We start from the raw sequence: 16,172 nt of genomic DNA, 5'->3' as shown, positions 1-16,172 counted from the left end.
TCAGAAACCGGGTTTTTGCGAAGATATTCGTTGCGACACGCAGATTCGCGAAAAAACCCGGTTTCTCTGGTCGGATGGTGTAATTCCTCTGTACGATCACCTGTAGGGGCGAAGCATTTGCGCGATAATATCTAGGAAAAACCCGATTTTTGTGACGCAAATGCTTCGCCCTTTGCGAGTACCTGTAGGGGTGCAGCATATAGATTTTTCGTTGGGTTTGGGCGAAGCATTCGGGCGATAAATTATTGGTATATCCGACATATTTTTAGCCGAATGCTTCGCCCCTACGGGAGATTATACCGGATGTTAGCAACGGGCTCTCCGACCCGTTCCACAATACATCTAATTTGCTTGTGGGGTGGGCCGGAGAGCCCGCCCGGAATCGATCGAGTATTACTGGTATAATCATTACAATTCAAAATTGTTTAACTAACTTACCCGCAATTAACAATATGGAACCGATACTAACTGCCGCCGAAATAAATGAAAAGCGAATGATGTTGCAAGATTACGCTCCCGCCCAAGAAGCCTTTGCGATACTGGAAAAACACAACGGCAGATTTGACGCGAGTTTTGATGAATTGTGGGGTGAAAACTCCAATCTTGAATCCTTTGCACAGCCCAAAAGTGGCAAATCTCTATGGGAAGTTACGCTGAAAACTCTCCGCGCGGAACTCTGTGGTAATGATGGTTTGCGCGCTCAATTCAAAGATTACACGAAAAATCCTGGGAGTGCGCCTTTGCTGACGGGATTAATTGTTGCTATTGTAAGTTTAGGTGCTTCTTCGGGAATCCCGATCGACCCTAGTATTGCTACTATTATTGTTCTTTATTTGCTCAAAATTAGTCTGAATATTTTTTGCGAATATACTGAGCCGGTGAGTTAGAATTTCGATGGGGTTTTGCAGGGGATTTGCCGTTGGGTAGGGGTTTGAATTTGCGCGTTACCCGGCATTCCGGCAGTCCGGCAGGGGTTTAAACCCCTGCCTCATAGCGAAAGTCCTCTGAAGAGGACTCATGATTTCTTGAGTTTTTTTAATAAAATTAACACAGTTTCTTTCATCGATAACGAAGGTACCGCGTCCGTAAAACACTCATAAAAATGATAGCTTCTTCAGTCCTCTTCAGAGGACTTTCGCTTTGAGACAGGGAATTAATTCCCTGTCGGACTGTCGGGCTAGCGACTATTTCTAAACAATAACAAACCTGTTTAACTACTGTTTAAACAAACTCACCCCACTAACTAAACTTCCGACTCCAATTCTGTAGCCCGCACTTGCACTGGAAATTCAACTGTATTTAAATCAGACGACTCTAACAACTGCACTTCCTCCTCAGAATTTGCTGCACCATTCCGGCCTTTTCCCAATTTCTGGGCCAAAGTATCCCGCTGGTTGATCAAATAAATACTCACCAATGTTAGCCCGACTCCCATGGATTGCAGGGGATTCAATACTTCGCCCAACAACAAATTCCCGAACAGCAAAGCAAAAACTGGTGTTAGAAAAGTCAGAGAACTTAAACTCGTCAAACTGCCGCTTGATGCAAAGTAAAAGAATAAACCGTAGGCGATCGCACTTCCGAACACTGTAGAATAACCTAAAGCCATCCAACCCGACAAATCGATATTCACAAACTGCCCCGACTCAGTAGCCGCCGAAAGCGCCAACAACGGCAAACCACCTAAAATCATGTGCCAGCCCGTAGCCACAATCGGGTCAACATAGCGGCAAACCCACCGCACCAAAACCGTACCCACAGCCATCGACAAAGCCGCCAACAGCATCAACCATTCCCCGCCCTGAAACACACTTTCGATACCCGCAGAAACCTGCGCGGTTTCAGGATGAAACAGCCCCAAAATAAAGCCATCCGGCAACCCAATCAAACTGATGCCGATAACGCCAATTACTAAGCCCAACCAGCCCCAAAAACCTATTTTTTCTTGAAACAGCCACAAACACAAAATCGCCACTGCTAGCGGTTGAGAATCAATCATCACCGATCCCAAACCCGCACCGGTTCTCGCCAAACCTTCGGCTAAAAAGCCTTGAAACAAAGTGCCGTCAACTAATGCAAACAGCGAAATCCACAGCCAAGCTTTCCAACCCTGCGGTTGCTGTTTTCCCATCAAAGCCGCCGCCAGCAACACCAACACGCCCGCAGGTACTAAACGCACGACTGCCACAAACAGCGGTGTCGTGTGCGGCATCACCCCTTTCATTGCTACCATCGCGGTTCCCCACAGGAAAAACGGCGCAATCAGTAACAGCGGTGCAAAGGGCAGTTTAGAATCGGTAAGTTTTAGCTGCATGGCGGAGGCTCCAAATAATTGATGAGAGTGGCGCTCTCGGGAATGATGTAGATTTGTTAAGCAATTTTTACAATTATATATCGAAGATGGGTTAAGTGCGATCGAAGCTGTGGGGGAGTGGGAGAAGGAGAGGGAAAGAAGGAGAGGGGAGAGGAGGCTATCAATGCCCATCCCCATACCCCATGCCCCATGCCCCATGACCTGTTTGGCCCATGCCCTCTTTGCCCCATGCCCGATTCCTTCAGATAAGGCACACTATAAGTTAGCTACAAAAAATCGTAACATTGCCTGTAAACTGCCCATGATTTGGCCATTCAAGCCCCGCTACCGCAAACAAATCGCCCGTATCGAAGTCACCGGAGGTATTGCCGGAGAAACCCGCAAACGAGTCCTCGAAGCCCTCAAAACCGTAGAAGAGCGCAAATTTCCCGCCTTGCTGCTGCGGATAGACAGCCCCGGCGGCACAGTCGGCGATTCCCAGGAAATTTACAGCGCCCTCAAACGTTTGGGCGAAAAAATCAAAATAGTCGCCAGTTTTGGCAATATTTCAGCTTCTGGCGGAGTTTACATCGGCATGGGAGCTCAACATATCGTTGCCAATCCCGGTACAATTACCGGCAGTATTGGCGTGATTATCCGGGGTAACAATCTAGAAGGGCTGCTAGAAAAAGTCGGCGTTTCTTTTCAGGTAATTAAATCCGGGCCGTATAAAGATATCTTGGCATTCGATCGACAATTGACCGAGCCCGAACAGCAAATTCTGCAAGACTTGATCGACAGCAGCTACCAGCAATTCGTCGAAACCGTCGCCGAAGCCCGGAAACTCCCCGTTGAAAACGTCAAAACTTTTGCCGACGGTCGCGTTTTTACCGGCCAGCAAGCCTTAGAATTGGGTTTGGTCGATCGACTCGGAACCGAAGAGGACGCTCGCCGCTGGACTGCCGAACTCGCAGGCCTCGACCCGGAAAAAACCGAATGCTGCACTCTAGAAAAACAAAAACCTTTCCTAAATCGCGTCTTGGGGAGTAGTCTTGATACATCCGGGCTTTGGGCTTACAAGAATTTGCTGGAATTCGAGCTGTCTACTAGCGGTTTGCCGTTGTGGCTGTATCGCCCGTGATTAAATAGTCAGTTGGCAGTTGGCAGTAGTCAGTTGGCAGTGGTAATTAGTAATTGGTAATTGCAACTAACAACTAACAACTGACAACTAGCAACTGACAACTAGCAACTGACAACTGACATAAAAAATGGAGAATATTTGCGTGGATTGGCAAGTGCGGGCGATTCGCGGGGCAACAACTGCCAGCGAGAATTCGGTAGAAGCAATTCGAGAAGCGGTGAGAGAACTGTTAGATGAATTAGAAACAAGAAATAATTTAGATCCGGAATTAATAATTAGTGTTACGTTTTCTGTTACCCGCGATTTGGATGCTGTCTTTCCGGCGGCGATCGCCCGCGAACGCCCTCGGTGGTGCAATGTTCCTTTATTGGACGTGCAGCAAATGCACGTCAAGGGTGCTTTAGAACGCTGCATCCGCTTTTTAATTCACGTCAATTGGCCCGCACACCGCGAAATTTATCATCCTTATTTGCGCGGAGCTCAAAATTTGCGCCCCGATTTGAATTTAGCCGTCGCGGTTGCTGCGGAAAAATAAGAAAATCACTTTTTGATTGATTCAAGAGTAAACCCACCAGCCATGGTGGGTTGATTTTTAACTGAGTTAAAAGAGGCAAATTTTTTCTGTTATCCTTAGTAGAGGAGGATGTTTTATGAACAGAACAAATCTATTATCTCGGATTGCGATCGCTCCGAATATATGTTTTGGCAAGCCCAGTATACGGGGACATCGCATCTGGGTTTCCCTGATTTTAGATTGCCTAGCTAGCGGAGCAACAATCGAGGAAATTATTCAGCAGTATCCAAGTATAGAGCGAGATGATATTCTGGCTTGTATTGCCTACGGTGCTGAGGTAATTGATAAAAATAGCGAACCTCAACATTTAGGAAGTCTCCAACCAGATCGAGTGATTTATGCCGACTTTTCAGAAATGGCAAACGATACAGAATATCAAGCAGAAGCTTTGGCAATTTGTCAAGAATTTGAGGCGGCGGACGGGGAAGCTTTGCTGATAGGTGAGTCTGAATATGAGACGCGGTGAAGTGTACGATCTTAATCTAGAACCCGTTCAAGGTTCAGAACAAGGAGGGACTCGCCCAGCTATTATTGTTAATGAAGGTGCGGAGCGAAAAAGGAGATTTTCGCGAGTTTTCTCGCAATATTATAACTGACACGCTCGGAATAAATGGTGCGTCAGTTCTGATATTTTCGGTAATGATGGAGAATTACCTTTCCTGACGCACCCTACAATATACAATAACTGAGATCCATTACATCCGTTAAATCCGTTACATAATCCGTTGCCGAACTTCCCTCTTCCTTCTTCCCTCTTCCTTCTGAAAAAAAAACCGGCTTCTCGAAGAAACCGGATTTTTTTTCAATCAGTGGCTTTCTTGTGATGCAGCCTAATCCCTAAAAAGATGTCATATATAAAACTCCAAAAGTCCTTTTTACCTTCCAATATTCCCAGACTTTGAGGAGAACCCTTTTCATCTAACAGCGGCTTCACAGCTTCGTAAGCTGGCTGGTAATTGTACCAAGGAATTGAAGGCCACAAGTGATGGATCAAATGATAGTTCTGTCCCAAAATTAAAATATTCAGAATTGGACTAGGATATACTCTGGCATTTTTCCAGCGATCGCGCTCGTGAAACGGACGGTGCGGCAAATAATCAAAAAATAACCCCAAGGCTAATCCCACTACCAAAGCAGGAGAAAACCAAAAGTTCAGCACATAACCTAAATGGTCGTATTGAATTGAGATATAAACCACTCCGATCACAAACAAACGGCTGAAAAACCATTCCCAAAGTTCGTATTTCCGCCACAGTTTGCGCTTAAAGAAGAAAATCTCGTGGTAAAAAAACCTCGCAGCAATTAACCACAGAGGCCCGCCAGTAGAAACATAATGGTCTGGATCGTTATCTGGGTCGTTAACGTGGGCGTGATGCTGCATATGTACCCGCGTAAATACCGGGTAAGCAAAGCCCAACATCAGCGCGCTGCCGTGTCCCAAAATAGCATTAATTGTACGATCGCGGTGCGCCGCATGGTGAGACGCATCGTGAATCACAGTGCCCGCCATGTGTAACGCCAGCACGTTCAGCGAAAAACAACACCAATCCGGCCAGTCTCCGTACCAGTAGCCCACAAAGGAAATCGCGATAATCGCTAATGCACTCAAAAACAACAGCAGCGTCGGATTCAAGTCACCCGGAGGACTCAGAAACTCTTTCGGCACTGTCAGCGGCCGTCCTGCCTCCGACATCTTTGTTAACACTCCTTAATATTTCACACTTGCGTAGTATAAGATACAAGTCTGCCAATAGTAAAGTTTAGTAAAAAAACTGAGTTCGATCGCCAGACAGTAGCCTCTGCACAACAGGCAAAGTATTGGTGTTGCGCGAGGATCTCAATCCTAAATTAGCCGCATAGCATAGCAGCCCAACTAAAAAAAATGGGTATATCTGTATTTATGTCAAGCCTGGGAGCGGAAATATTTTCAAAAAAGGCGATCGCCAAGAAAAGATTACCGATCGGTAAAAAGTCAGATATTCTATATATTGGTCAATGCCTGCTGTTTTGACGACTATCAAAATTTTTAAGACTTGAGACTAGCGTCATTGCTGGTACTGAAAGATGAAACGTTAGCCGAAATTTAAAGAAGAAATCCTCCAGTCACCCCATCTCAATTCATGCAACTGCCAAAAGCCCTACGCCGAACTAAAATTGTCGCCACCATTGGCCCAGCAACATCCGACCCAGAAGTGCTGCGCAACCTGATTGAAGCTGGTGCGACAACTTTGCGACTCAACTTTTCCCACGGAACAGAAGAAGACCACCAGCGCAGCATTCGCTTAATCAGACAAACGTCCTTTGAACTCAACCAGCCGGTCGCCATCCTCCAAGACCTTCAAGGCCCGAAAATTCGTTTGGGACGCTTTGAAACAGGCTCTATAGTTGTCAAAAACGGCGATCCTTTCATTTTGACCAGCCGCCCGGTTGCCGGCACAGAGCTGATTTCCTCAGTCACCTACGAGCCCCTAGCTTCGGAAGTCCCAGAGGGAGCCGTAATTCTGCTCGACGACGGGAAAGTAGAAATGCGCGTCGAAAAAGTAGACCGCGGCGCGGGAGAACTTTACTGTCGCGTCGTTGTCGGCGGCCCGCTTTCCAACAACAAAGGCGTAAATTTTCCCGGCGTATACCTGTCAATTAAGGCGCTGACCGATAAAGACCGCAAAGATTTAATGTTCGGCCTCGACCAAGGTGTCGATTGGGTGGCTCTGAGCTTCGTGCGGAATCCCCAGGATATGCTCGAAATTAAAGAACTGATTGCCAGTGCGGGCAAGCAAGTACCGGTGATTGCTAAGATCGAAAAGCACGAGGCGATCGAACAAATGGAAGAAATTCTCGCCCTTTGCAACGGCGTGATGGTCGCCCGGGGCGATTTGGGCGTAGAACTACCAGCCGAAGACGTGCCAATTTTGCAAAAGCGCTTGATTGCAACTTCCAACCGCATGGGGATTCCGGTGATTACCGCTACCCAGATGCTCGACAGCATGGTCAACAATCCCCGTCCCACGCGGGCCGAGATTTCCGACGTAGCTAACGCCATTCTCGACGGAACTGATGCGGTAATGCTCTCCAATGAAACCGCTGTCGGCAATTTCGCCGTCGAAGCGGTGGCGACGATGGCGAGAATTGCCGTCCGCATCGAGAGAGAAGGAATTAGGGGCAATATTAGAAATGTAGAAGATGTTGGTCGATCGATCACCAACGGCATCAGCCAAGCAGTCAGCCAAATCTCCGAACAGTTAAACGCAGCGGCGATTATGACACTGACCAAAACCGGCGCAACAGCCCGCAACGTCTCGAAGTTCCGACCCAAAACACCGATTTTGGCGGTTACTCCCCACGTAGACGTAGCCCGACAACTGCAATTAGTCTGGGGAGTCAAACCATTGCTGGTGCTGGATTTGCCCTCAACAGGGCAGACATTTCAATCTGCCATTAATGTCGCCCAAGAAAAAGAGTTGCTGTGCGACGGAGATTTAGTGGTGATGACAGCCGGTACTCAGCAAGGGGTTGCCGGCTCGACCGATTTAATCAAAATTGAGGTAGTCACAGCCGTTTTAGGCAAAGGTACCGGTGTCGGTTTGGGATCTGTGAGCGGCATGGCCAGGGTTGCTCGCACTGCTGCGGATGTCGCGAATTTCCACTCTGGAGATATTTTGGTAGTAGAACGCACCAGCGCCGATTTTGTGGAGATGATTCGCAAAGCCGCTGGTGTGGTGACGGAGGAGGAAAGTTTGACTTCTCACGCTGCGATTATCGGTTTGCGTTTGGGCGTGCCGGTGATGGTGGGCGTGGAGAATGCCATGCGGGTGATTCGGGACGGCACGATGCTAACGCTGGATATGCAGCGAGGTTTGGTTTATTCCGGCGCCCGCGGCGGCTCAAATGACGGAGAACTTGCGGTTTAACAAGTTCTGAGTTTTGGGTTGTGGAGTTTTTAATTAAATTCTACAACTCATTGCTTTTTTGTTGAATTTATGCTACTATTCATAATCGTCTTGCCGATGTAGCTCAGTGGTAGAGTAACCGATTCGTAATCGGTCGGTCGCGGGTTCAAATCCCGCCATCGGCTTTGGGTTTGAGAATTTTTGCGAAACTAAAACCATAAATTTAACTATTAATTAGGTTTGATCGTTCGGACTTGAGTTTTTTCTCGGAATCCCTTTTGTAATTGATTGACTAAAGCAATTTTTCCGACCAAAGTTATTAAAAAACACGGCAGTTTGCCCCAAGAAAATACGATCGCCCATAACTAAATCAACTATCGATCGCGATCGCACTTGACATGACTGTAGTTTTGATAAAACTTTACAGAAACTCAACAAAAATGTCTGTAAAAATACCGTAGAATCAAGCTGGACGATCGCAGCCAATTAAGAAATAAAAAAAATTATGTGCCTGCAACCAGGAGATATCCTGTGCCAACGTTACAAAATTGTCAGTGAATTAGGTAGCGGAGGGTTTGCTAGGACATATAAAGCTATAGATTTAGACATACCCGATAATCGGCTGTGCGTTGTTAAGGAAATTAGCCAGCCAAGCGATCCGCAACTTTTGCCAGAAGCAAGAAATCAATTTCAAATAGAAGTTGAAGCTTTGTACAGATTCGGCGAACAACCGCAGATTCCACAGTTATTCGATAGCTTTGAAGAAAATCACTATTTTTATTTAATTCAACAATATATTGAAGGACATCCGCTCAGGGAAGAATTCAATCCAAATACCCAATGGAATGAAACGCAAGTAATTGATTTTTTGCAGGATATCTTGGCAGTTATCGGTTTTGTTCACCACCACCAAAATAATGTCATTCACCGCGATATCACTCCTTCTAACTTGATACGGCGCGATGATGGCAGAATAGTTCTGATTGATTTTGGAGCGGTCAAAGAAATCAGTTCCTTAGAAAGCACAGATTCAGGACAAACTAGAAGCAGAACTATTTATACGGAAGGATATGGGCCAGCGGAACAATTGGTTGGCAATCCTCAACGTTGTAGCGATATTTATGCTGTGGGTATTGTGGCTATTGAAGGCATAACTGGCTTGCGTCCTCCTCCAATTTTTATTATAAATTCTCCGCAGGACGATATTTTTTTGCACTACTCAAACTCCGCTCGACCTTTGATACAGATTAGCGAGAATTTGAAAGCAATTTTAAACAAAATGGTGCGCTACAACTTCACAGAGCGCTATCAATCTGTAGCCGAGGTTTTGCAGGATTTGAATTCGCCACCACAATGCAATTGGTTTGAGCGATTTAGCCGATTTTATCGATCGCACTTTCGCCGACTGCTGCTGGGAATCGCAGGAATTATGGCCGGAATTGCGATCGCCCTTTTTCTCCACAACACTTTTACCCCAAAAACTTGCCTTTTAGTCCAAGGAGATGCTTTAAGCTGCGGCGAAGAATCTCTCCTCAAATCCTCGAATCCTCGATTAAAGCAAAACGGAATTAATGAATTTGCCAAATCCAATTATCGGGAAGCATTTAAATATTTTAAAAGGTCGTGGGTTGAAGAAGAACGCAAAGATCCCGAAACCTTGATTTATATGAATAATGCCTTATTAAAAGCTACAAAAGCAGATTATCACACAATCGCGGTGATTATTCCCGTTCCCATAAACGAAAAAGGTAGAGCCGAGATCGATTTGCCTCAAGAAATCCTGCGGGGAGTTGCTCAAGCGCAAACGGAAATTAATTTTAAATTATTCAATGCTGAGATATATCGCAATTTAAAAGATTTAGATTTTCCAGAAAATCAAGCTATTAAAGGCAAAGGTTTACAAGTAATAATTGCCGATGATGCCAATCTGAAAGAAGAGGCGATCGCCCGTGCCAATTCCCTAATCAAGCTCGCGGGTACTTTGGGTGCGATCGGTCACTATACTAACCAAACGACAGCCCATACAGTCGATATTTACAACCAAAATCATTTAGTATTAATTTCGCCAGGTAGTACAACGGAAGAAGTCAAAGAAAACCACCGGAAATTTTTCTTTAGGACTGTGCCTCGGACTAAAGTTAGTGTGGAAGTATTCACGAAATATCTGATCGAAAAGCAAGGTCAAACCAAAGTAGCTGGTTTCTACAATGCTAGCCGCGAATCCACTTCGACTTTTTGGGAAGAATTCAGAAAACAGTTTAGAGAACGGGGAGGGACTATTGCAAATATCACCGAATTCGATCTATCAAAAAGCGACTTTGACGTTAAAAAAGCTATCCAAGAAGTTAGGAAAGCAGGGGAAACAGAAAAAACAACGATTGTTTTAAGCCCGAGTCACGTCCCGATCGCAGTTAACAATGCGATGGCACTTTTCCAAGCCAATCTCGACCGCAGTTGGGTTGTCGGTACCGGGGGAATATACAGTCAAAAAACCTTAGAAGCTGCCAGTCAGTTACCGTCTTTTGAGAAAATGGCTGCCGCAGTTTCTTGGCATCCTTTAAACTCTCCCAACCAAAATTTTCTTGAGGATACTCGCAAGCTTTGGAAAGGAGATGTCAGTCACCGAACTGCGTTAACCTACGATGCTGCAAAGACGTTGATTCAAGCCATTGAAATGCAGCAGCAACCCAGCCGGGAAGGGATGCAAAAAACTATGGCAGATCCAAATTTTAGCGCTAACGGAGCTACCGGAACGATTCAGTTTGACGAAACGGGCGATCGCAAAAATTTGAATCCAAAATTAGTGCATATTGTCAAGTGTTCTAAGCAGCAGTTTGGGGTAACTTTTGTGCCGATCGAATTTCCGACCGCAGAAGCGGCGGGTTTAAAGTGCGATTGATATCAGAAGTCATTGGGCATTGGCCAAACAGGGCATTGGCCAAACAGGGCATTGGGCATTAGTCAGTTGTCAGTTGTCAGTTGTCAGTTGTCATTAGTCATCAGGAAGAAGGATCGCTTCGGCTTCGCTCAGGATAAAAAGAAGGAAGAAGGAAGAGGGAAAGAAGGACTAAAGTCCGAACGATCAAACCTCATCAACCGTTTGATCGTTCGGACTTTAGTCCTTCTTCAATTTAGTTCGGAGGGCGGGGGATGCGAAAATTCAGGGGGCTGAGGATTTGATTGAGAGCACGCAAGTGTTCGGCAGTACCCAAACAAATTAGCATATCTCCTCCTTCGATCGCAGTTTCTCCAGTTGGCCCGACAATCAAAGTCCCAACCGCCCGTCGAATTGCTAACACTAACGCCCCGGATTGCGATCGCAACTTGGCATTTCTCAAAGTTTGTCCGACGTAGACACAACTATTCGGATCTACCAGAAATTCTTCCATATAAAAAGAACTATCCGTACCCGTCAAAACCCCGTCTAAAAAATCCATCACCTGAGGGCGCAAAGCAGCCGCTGCCATCCGTTTTCCCCCCGTAATGTAGGGGGATACGACGGCATCGGCGCCGCCCCGCTGCAACTTCTTTACGGCTTCTTCTGTGGTGGCGCGGGCGATCGCCCGTACCTTCGGATTCAGAGTTTTCGCCGACAGCACAGTGTACAAATTCTCAGCATCCGACGGCAAAGCTGCCACTATGCAAATTGCGCGATCGATCCCCACATTCAACAAAGTTTCATCGAGTGTCGCGTCTCCCTGCACCGCCGTGTACCCCAGGCCCAAAGCTGCCTGAACCGACTGTAGCGCCGAATCTACCACCACAAAAGGAATATTTTCTGCCTGAAATTCCAAGGCAATTTGTCGCCCCGTGCGCCCAAAACCGCAGAGAATGTAATGTTCGATCAAAGAATCCACCAAACGTCGCTGTTGCCTAATTCTTGCTCCTTCTTGAAAATATCCTTGAATCAGCGCTTCTGTAAAGCGGTTGACGATGAAACCAATAGCAATCACGCCCATCAAAATCAGGCACATGGTAAACATTCGCCCGCGTCTTCCGAGGGGGTGCAGTTCGCCGTAGCCCACAGTTGCTAAGGTAAATACTGTCATGTACGCCGAATCTAGCAAAGACCATTTTTCCACCTGCGAATACCAGAGAGTACCCGTGCAGAAAATGCCGCCAAGGGCGATGATGCCGCCCGTTAACTGTGTTTGCAGGCGCTGGTACTTTTGCTCTAAAGTTGAATACACCGATCGCCCTGACCTATTATTTATTAGCTGCTACTCAATTTAAGCATATCAAGACTTACGCAAAAACCCGATTCACCAGAGTAAGTCTAAAATCTAAAATCGACTGTCCGATCGACTTTCAATCCCGTCACAGAGGTGGCGATTGCTGGAATTGGCGATCGCATTTGTCTGAAAATAATTGCGGGCGACATTGCAGCCCCGCACCAACAAATCATCAATATTCAGATTCCACAGCATCACCGTACCATCAGCACTCGCACTAGCGATCGCCTTACCGTCAGGACTAAAACTCGCACTCCAAAAAGCAGCCGTATTACCTGTTAAAGTTTTGAGCAATGTACCATCAATTTTCCAGAGTCTTAACATTTTATCTTTGCTTGCAGATAGTAACATTTGACCGTCGGGACTAAAACTGACATTTGTGACTTGACTGGGATGTTTTAAGATACTCAGGAGTTTACCATCTTTGCTCCAGATCGTCGCATTTGAACCAGTACCTGCGAGCGCGATCGTTGTGCCATCAAAACTAAAACTTGTACTCGTAATTGTATCCTTCTCTACCTTTAAATTTGCAAGTAAATTACCTGCAATGCTAACCTCCTTAGCCTGCTGCGAAGACAAGTTTGCCAAAATATTTTTCAAATCCACAAGTTTAACTGTTCCATCAGAACAAACTGAAGCAAGTATTTTTCCGTCACGGCTGCCACTAACGTTTGTGACAAAACATTTATCTTGGAGCGACCTCACTATTTGGCGATCGTTCAAGTTTTGCAGGAGCGTATTTCCCTCATTAATTACTGAGGCAATTATTCGGTCTTTTTGGCTAAAGCTAACACCAGTCACTTTGCCGCTATCTACTTTAAAAGTTTGAATCAACTTGCCGTCAACTTGCCAAAGTTTAACTGTATTATCCTCGCTAACTGATGCCAGCCTCTGACTGTCTGGACTAAAAGTCACATTAATAATTCGATGGCTGTGACCCTTCAAAACAGCTTTTAAATTGCCGTTTGTGTGCCAAATCTTAAGAGTACGATCGTCGCTAGTTGTCAACAGCATTTGACTGTCTGGGCTGAAAGCGATCGAGCTTAATTTAGTAGTTGAAGCGGAAAAAACTATGCGTTTATTAAAACTGTAAACTGCTTGTTCTAGAGCAGTTAAAACCCGGACTTGGATATCTGATGCAACTCCCAGCGATCGCTGCATTTCCCTGACTGCTTTAATGCTTTCGATTAAAGCTTCCGGTTTTTTGTCCGCTGCGAATAGGGTTTCGGAAAATAAACTGAGAGTCAGAATTTTGTTATTTCTTTCCTCAATTGAGGGTTTAATCCAAAAAGCAGCAATTAACATGGAAATCATCAATACTGAACTTACCGTAAAAATTCGCACTTTCAGTCGTTCTTCACGCCAGAGTTTAAGTTGAGTAACTTTTCTAAGTTTTTGCTCTGCGGATAGTTGTTCTAATAGCTGATTTTCCCGACGCAATAACTCTATTTCTGCTTGAGTTTGCTGTTCGCGATCGCACAATTGGGCAAATTCTGATTCTTGACTAGCAGCTAAAAACTGATAATCTTGGGTACTCAAGCTTTTACCAGCAGCCCATTCTCGCGCATCTTGCAATGCTTGACCGTGCAACAATCGAGATTCATCTTGACAATTCGATGCGAGCCATGCTGTTAGCGATTCGGCGTAGGGGCGCAACTCACCTAGGGCTTTTTCCACCCAGTCTTGATTGAATATAGCTGCATAAATGCGGTTGGATACGGTTAATTTTCCGGCTCGTTTTATTACTAATCCGCTCAACCGCAATTCTGTTTGGTCGGGAGAATCATCGGCCCCGATCCCCCCTGCCCCCCTTAAAAAGGGGGGTTCTGACAGATTATCCGCCCTTGGAGGTTGGGGGGGATCGAGTTGCAAAATTTTTTGATATAATCCCAATAACCTACTGGCGCGGTGCTGACTTCTCAAAAGGCGATCGCGAATTGTTTTCAAATGCACTGGCTCATCAGCAGCTTCCCAATTCTCAATAATTTGAGATTGCACAATATCCTCGATCGACAACTGTTTCGTAGTGAGGACTTCAGTCCTTTTCCTATCCGCTACATCCGCTACCAAATCCGCTGCCGAACCTTCTTCCTTCCATTGAACTATCAATTTACACAGTTTTTGAGTCAGAAACGGCTGTCCTCCAGTCCACTCCAAAATCTCTTGTAAAACTTCTTGATAATTGTCAAATTTACCCTCAAACCCCTTGACTAAAGACCCAGATTCGTGTAATTTAAAACCCTGAAGTTCAATAGCTCGACCAATATTAAACGGCGTGCGAGTGGCATCGCTAATTAAATCCGACGGCGTAGCAACTCCCAGCAAAGCAAATGTCAACCGCTGGTATTCCGACTTGTGAGCGCGTTTGTTGTAACAAGAACGAATCAAGGCAAAGAAATCATCAAGCGATTCTTTGAAACTGAGAACGCTATCAATTTCATCGATAAAAATCACAATGTTTTGAGAAATCTTGACCAGCAATAATTCTTCAATTAACTCTCCTAACCGTTGGACTGGCGACATCAACTCTCTCTCCCGCCACCAAGTCATAAACTCCACGGGGTGAAACAAGTTGAAACTGCACAAAAGCTTGTAAGCGACGCCGCCGTACCACTTATCGAGAGAGACTTGCTGGCTGCCAATGTCCGAAAGGTCGATCGTAGCACAAGCAATGCGATCGGCCGAGAGCTTTTGTACGGTGCGCACCAGCAAACTGGATTTGCCCATTTGTCTGGAATTGAGCACGTAACAAAACTCTCCCGCTTTCAGGGCTTGATAAAGTTCCGAGTCAGCTTGGCGCACTACATAAGTAGGCGCATCTTGCGGGAGACTGCCGCCGATTTGATATTGGTAATCGACTGTCATAAGCTTGCCTTTAGTTAGATTATTTGGTCACTGCTGTTGTGCCTTTACCGCAAATAAGTTTGCCATTTTGATAAATTGGTTGCGCTGGTTCAATTGTACCGGGAGTATCAGCTTTGCACAATATAGCGCTAGTCGTTTTTGCAGGAACTATAAAGACACCGCCGACATAACTTTTCAGCATTTCTTCTTTGGCTAACGCATAATGAAATACTGCTGTTTTAGTGGGCCGAATTGAATAGTTGTACCATTTTGTTCCGTTTGTTCCTGTTTTAATGCTAAGCTCTAAATCAGGAATAGAATCGCTAAAAGCACTGTTCTCTGCAAATTTAGCTTGCTGAGCTCTGTTCATTGAACCAACATACTGTTTGCCTTCTGACTGCTTAGCATTATTTGCGCTAGTCAGAAATGATGGAAAAGCGATCGCGGTCAATACTCCAATGCACAACATTAAAAGCACTAAACATCCGCAACCATAAGCTGGCTTAGAATTTTCTTGACGCATGGTATAGTCTCCTCTTTGTTTGTAGTAAGGACTTTAGTCCTTAAAATCTCAATTAAATTCAGTGAGGCAGAGCCTCTGGAACTGCGTTACCAGGCAATTAAATTCAGCTAGGCAGAGCCTCTGGAGCTGCGTTACCAGGCAGATGCTGGTAACCACAATAACTAGAACAATGGCAATCAAAAACAATATCTAAGCTTGCAGATTTTGGAGCTTTTTAAAATCGATAGATATCGACTCAATTAATTTAGTACAGAAGAGCAAATTAAAGCAGAAACCCCCATCATCAGCAAGTAAAATCTGTATCTTCGTGGCAGAGTTTTGAGGATTAATAGATCGATCGCACTTAACACAATTCCGGCTGTCAACCAAAATAGCGGCGGTGTTAATGTAAAAAGCGTTCGATCGGTGGCTAATGCCAGCAGGAAAGTTAAAATAGAATCCATAATGTTGTTACCTCGTTTTGATGCGCTTCAACCTTGTTATTTCTCATCTAATCAGGTCGCTATTTGAGTTCGCGAGTGAGTTATTTGAGAATTCATCGACTTTTCATCGACTTTGCATCGACTTGGGATTGTTAGCAGTCAATTTAAGGTCAAACCCGCAGGGAAAGCAGTTCGTCAGTCCGTCAGTCCGGCAGTCCGGCAGGGGTTTAAACCCCTGCCTCATAGCGAAAGTCGG

The 16,172-nt window shown here is 45.5% G+C and carries 13 protein-coding genes and 1 tRNA gene; 8 read left to right on the top strand and 6 right to left on the bottom strand.

Annotated features, from left to right (window positions below; genetic code table 11):
• Nucleotides 1-452 precede the first annotated feature (452 nt).
• Nucleotides 453-887 (top strand): hypothetical protein, encoded by a 435-nt coding sequence (locus tag QT974_RS16510; protein ID WP_333469540.1) that lies wholly within the window; start codon nucleotides 453-455, stop codon nucleotides 885-887.
• A 356-nt stretch (nucleotides 888-1,243) separates the two neighbouring features.
• Here the strand turns inward: QT974_RS16510 and QT974_RS16505 are convergent, their stop codons facing one another.
• Nucleotides 1,244-2,314, bottom strand: coding sequence for a DMT family transporter (locus QT974_RS16505; protein WP_333469539.1), 1,071 nt, complete (start codon nucleotides 2,312-2,314; stop codon nucleotides 1,244-1,246).
• 301 nt (nucleotides 2,315-2,615) lie between these two features.
• Here QT974_RS16505 and sppA point away from each other — a divergent pair, with 301 nt between their 5' ends.
• The 4 genes from sppA (at nucleotide 2,616) to QT974_RS34780 (ending at nucleotide 4,604) form a co-directional block, all read left to right on the top strand.
• A complete protein-coding gene (gene sppA, locus QT974_RS16500; protein ID WP_333469538.1) occupies nucleotides 2,616-3,434 on the top strand; it encodes a signal peptide peptidase SppA in 819 nt (272 codons plus the stop codon).
• 127 nt (nucleotides 3,435-3,561) lie between these two features.
• Nucleotides 3,562-3,969: a chorismate mutase gene (gene aroH, locus QT974_RS16495; RefSeq protein WP_333469537.1), complete on the top strand. Its 408-nt coding sequence runs from the start codon at nucleotides 3,562-3,564 to the stop codon at nucleotides 3,967-3,969.
• Nucleotides 3,970-4,084: 115 nt separating this feature from the next.
• Nucleotides 4,085-4,474 (top strand): DUF433 domain-containing protein, encoded by a 390-nt coding sequence (locus QT974_RS16490; RefSeq protein WP_333469536.1) that lies wholly within the window; start codon nucleotides 4,085-4,087, stop codon nucleotides 4,472-4,474.
• Complete coding sequence (locus QT974_RS34780) at nucleotides 4,461-4,604, top strand: type II toxin-antitoxin system PemK/MazF family toxin (RefSeq protein ID WP_442933187.1); 144 nt, start codon at nucleotides 4,461-4,463, stop codon at nucleotides 4,602-4,604. The genes QT974_RS16490 and QT974_RS34780 overlap by 14 nt, the downstream gene beginning before the upstream one ends.
• 206 nt (nucleotides 4,605-4,810) lie before the next feature.
• On the opposite strand, the gene crtR is transcribed toward QT974_RS34780, so the two are convergent.
• Entirely contained in the window at nucleotides 4,811-5,701 is an 891-nt protein-coding gene (crtR, locus tag QT974_RS16485; protein ID WP_333469535.1) for a beta-carotene hydroxylase, read from the bottom strand.
• 427 nt (nucleotides 5,702-6,128) lie between these two features.
• Between crtR and pyk the strand changes: the two genes are divergently transcribed.
• The 3 genes from pyk to QT974_RS16470 all read left to right on the top strand — a co-directional run bounded on the left by pyk (nucleotide 6,129) and on the right by QT974_RS16470 (nucleotide 10,794).
• The gene (gene pyk, locus QT974_RS16480) at nucleotides 6,129-7,916 is read left to right on the top strand and encodes a pyruvate kinase (RefSeq protein ID WP_333469534.1); all 1,788 of its coding nucleotides are present in this window, start codon (nucleotides 6,129-6,131) and stop codon (nucleotides 7,914-7,916) included.
• Nucleotides 7,917-8,008: 92 nt separating this feature from the next.
• A tRNA-Thr gene (locus QT974_RS16475) sits at nucleotides 8,009-8,080 on the top strand.
• A gap of 320 nt (nucleotides 8,081-8,400) precedes the next feature.
• A complete protein-coding gene (locus QT974_RS16470) occupies nucleotides 8,401-10,794 on the top strand; it encodes a bifunctional serine/threonine-protein kinase/ABC transporter substrate-binding protein (RefSeq protein ID WP_333469533.1) in 2,394 nt (797 codons plus the stop codon).
• Nucleotides 10,795-11,026: 232 nt separating this feature from the next.
• On the opposite strand, the gene QT974_RS16465 is transcribed toward QT974_RS16470, so the two are convergent.
• From QT974_RS16465 to QT974_RS16450, 4 genes are all read right to left on the bottom strand, one after another.
• The gene (locus QT974_RS16465; protein WP_333469532.1) at nucleotides 11,027-12,085 is read right to left on the bottom strand and encodes a potassium channel family protein; all 1,059 of its coding nucleotides are present in this window, start codon (nucleotides 12,083-12,085) and stop codon (nucleotides 11,027-11,029) included.
• Nucleotides 12,086-12,178: 93 nt separating this feature from the next.
• A complete protein-coding gene (locus QT974_RS16460; protein WP_333469531.1) occupies nucleotides 12,179-14,992 on the bottom strand; it encodes an AAA-like domain-containing protein in 2,814 nt (937 codons plus the stop codon).
• Nucleotides 14,993-15,011: 19 nt separating this feature from the next.
• Nucleotides 15,012-15,494: a type IV pilin-like G/H family protein gene (locus QT974_RS16455; protein WP_333469530.1), complete on the bottom strand. Its 483-nt coding sequence runs from the start codon at nucleotides 15,492-15,494 to the stop codon at nucleotides 15,012-15,014.
• A 239-nt stretch (nucleotides 15,495-15,733) separates the two neighbouring features.
• Nucleotides 15,734-15,937: an NfeD family protein gene (locus tag QT974_RS16450; protein ID WP_333469529.1), complete on the bottom strand. Its 204-nt coding sequence runs from the start codon at nucleotides 15,935-15,937 to the stop codon at nucleotides 15,734-15,736.
• Nucleotides 15,938-16,172 lie beyond the last annotated feature (235 nt).

The organism is Microcoleus sp. BM001215392, assembly GCF_036700185.1.
GTDB lineage: Bacteria > Cyanobacteriota > Cyanobacteriia > Cyanobacteriales > Microcoleaceae > Microcoleus.
This window is presented reverse-complemented; position numbering and strand designations above follow the sequence as displayed.

Excerpts from the sequence above, each read along its gene's own strand:
- QT974_RS16505 (WP_333469539.1), bottom strand. The coding sequence starts at position 2,314 with ATGCAGCTAAAACTTACCGATTCTAAACTGCCCTTTGCACCGCTGTTA.
- QT974_RS16470 (WP_333469533.1), top strand. The coding sequence starts at position 8,401 with ATGTGCCTGCAACCAGGAGATATCCTGTGCCAACGTTACAAAATTGTC.
- QT974_RS16450 (WP_333469529.1), bottom strand. The coding sequence starts at position 15,937 with ATGGATTCTATTTTAACTTTCCTGCTGGCATTAGCCACCGATCGAACG.
- QT974_RS34780 (WP_442933187.1), top strand. The coding sequence starts at position 4,461 with ATGAGACGCGGTGAAGTGTACGATCTTAATCTAGAACCCGTTCAAGGT.
- QT974_RS16490 (WP_333469536.1), top strand. The coding sequence starts at position 4,085 with ATGAACAGAACAAATCTATTATCTCGGATTGCGATCGCTCCGAATATA.
- QT974_RS16460 (WP_333469531.1), bottom strand. The coding sequence starts at position 14,992 with ATGACAGTCGATTACCAATATCAAATCGGCGGCAGTCTCCCGCAAGAT.
- pyk (WP_333469534.1), top strand. The coding sequence starts at position 6,129 with ATGCAACTGCCAAAAGCCCTACGCCGAACTAAAATTGTCGCCACCATT.
- QT974_RS16455 (WP_333469530.1), bottom strand. The coding sequence starts at position 15,494 with ATGCGTCAAGAAAATTCTAAGCCAGCTTATGGTTGCGGATGTTTAGTG.
- crtR (WP_333469535.1), bottom strand. The coding sequence starts at position 5,701 with ATGTCGGAGGCAGGACGGCCGCTGACAGTGCCGAAAGAGTTTCTGAGT.
- QT974_RS16510 (WP_333469540.1), top strand. The coding sequence starts at position 453 with ATGGAACCGATACTAACTGCCGCCGAAATAAATGAAAAGCGAATGATG.
- aroH (WP_333469537.1), top strand. The coding sequence starts at position 3,562 with ATGGAGAATATTTGCGTGGATTGGCAAGTGCGGGCGATTCGCGGGGCA.
- sppA (WP_333469538.1), top strand. The coding sequence starts at position 2,616 with ATGATTTGGCCATTCAAGCCCCGCTACCGCAAACAAATCGCCCGTATC.